Raw genomic sequence first — 2,026 nt, forward strand, 5'->3', positions numbered from 1 at the left:
CTCCTCGGATTTGAACTCGGCTATGCAGACGTGCTTTGTTTAGGATTCGCCCTCTGAACCTCTTTCGCATGGCTTTGGTGTCCTCTGCTCGTCGATGATTCAAGGATACCAACGGTGCGGTTTGCTGGTGAAAATGTCCAGGAAAACCGCTTGCGCACTAGGGTTGGGGAATCTGGCCCGGAGGTCAGGTCACCGGCAGGTTCCGGGCTGGAACCCGGGCGCTCACACCCTTGGTTCTCTTGGGCTAGTCGACCGGGCTGTTTTCCCACCACAGTGGCTCTCAGGCCAATGAAATCATAGCCATGTTTCTGAAGTCGGCGATGGAGGATCCGCTGCCGGCTGAAAACGATATAAGTGTTGTGAATGCATTAGGGAACGGGTGCGTAGCATGGTTGTGTTCAGCATCTCAATGGGTTCGAAGGAGCTGAAGGATTTCGATGAGACGTGGAAGGCGTTGGGCTATGGTAGTCGATCAGATGCTGTCAGGGATGCTGTTCACAAGTTCGCGACGCAAAACAAGTGGACTAGGATTACCAGTGAATCCGAGCATTTCTTGATATCGATAGTATATGAGAGCAAGAAAAAGCATCACGTGCATGACGTGATGCACGACTTTGCGGATGTGGTACACAGCTCGATGCACACTCACTTCAATGACACCTGCGTTGAGCAGCTTGTTCTGCGAGGAGACACGAGAAGGGTGCAGGATATGCTCGGTCATCTGGCTTCCATCAACGAAGTTCGAGTCTGCAATTGCATAGTCTGAGTTGCTTGTTAAGTATGCCGCGGAATGCTAGCACAGGTGGCTTATAAGCCGTGGTATTCATGATTGGTGATGAGCGGTGAAGAAGAGGGTTGCGCGAGCTGTTCCTTCGACGAGGATTACGAAGCGGACGTGAAGGAAGAAGCTGAAGAGCGGCAACGGGACCTTGCGTTGATCGCGCTGGGGTTGGCTCTCACCATCCCAATATTCATAGTCGAGATTTTCTTTGAATCTCGGTATAGCCCCTTCGTTTTGCTTGCATTAGCCGCGCCCGTCCAGTTCCTGGTCGGATGGAAGTTCTATGTCGGAACGCTCAAGGCCATCACGAATCGTTACCTGGATATGAACGTGCTTGTTGTCACAAGCACATCTATTGCCTTTGCGTATAGCCTCGTAGTCGTCTTCGTTGGTGGCATAACATTCTTCGAGGTGTCTGCGGCTGTAATCACCCTCATCTCGATAGGCGAGTATCTTGAGGAGGTGTCCAAGAGCCGGGTGTCTTATGCCGTCAGGAAGCTAATGCAACTCCAGCCAAAGACTGCCCGAATTACCAGGAACGGAGACGAAGTCGAATTGCCAATCTCTGAAGTCGTCGTGGGGGACAAGGTGCTTGTCAAACCAGGTGAGAGAATTCCCGTGGATGGAAACGTGATTGAAGGCAACTCGTCAGTCGACGAGTCTCTCATCACAGGGGAATCCATGCCCGTCGACAAGACTCCTAGGATGAAAGTCATCGGTGGCACGATCAACAGGAACGGAATTCTGCGTATTGAGGCCATGGGAATGGGGGAGCACAGTGCCCTGTCCCAGATTATCAGGTTGGTCAGCGAGGCGCAATCGTCCAAAGCCCCTATCCAGAGAGTCGCAGACAAGGTAATCTCATACTTCGTTCCGTCGGTGTTTCTCATCTCGCTGCTCACGTTTCTCCTTTGGTTTTTCGCCCTCGACGGATCGCTGAGCTTCTCTCTCACAGCTGCGATAACCGTCTTGGTGATAGCATGTCCATGTGCGTTGGGGATCGCCGTTCCAACCGTTATCCTTGTTGCCACCGGAAAAGGCGCAGAGATGGGCATACTGTTCAAGGAAGGGGAGGCCGTCGAGACGGCGGGTAAGATTTCCGTCATCGCATTCGACAAGACGGGCACCTTGACCAAGGGTGAGCCTTCCGTCACTGACATCGTGGCTAGTGACGCTTCAAACACTCAGGAGGTGTTGGAGGCGGCCATGATGGCCGAGTGCTCGTCGGATCATCCCATCGCCAAG

At 52.9% G+C, this 2,026-nt stretch carries 2 protein-coding genes; both read left to right on the top strand.

Going from position 1 to position 2,026, the window contains the following annotated elements; genetic code table 11:
* The first annotated feature begins 388 nt into the window (after positions 1-388).
* Positions 389-766 carry a CopG family ribbon-helix-helix protein gene (locus KJ653_02865; GenBank protein MBU0684778.1) on the top strand — a complete coding sequence of 126 codons (378 nt, stop codon included), beginning with the start codon at positions 389-391 and terminating at the stop codon, positions 764-766.
* 69 nt (positions 767-835) lie between these two features.
* Positions 836-2,026: heavy metal translocating P-type ATPase (locus KJ653_02870; GenBank protein MBU0684779.1), on the top strand; the 1,191-nt coding region annotated here is incomplete at its 3' end.

The sequence above is a fragment of the Candidatus Thermoplasmatota archaeon genome (assembly GCA_018814355.1).
In the GTDB taxonomy this organism is placed as follows: domain Archaea; phylum Thermoplasmatota; class Thermoplasmata; order UBA10834; family UBA10834; genus COMBO-56-21.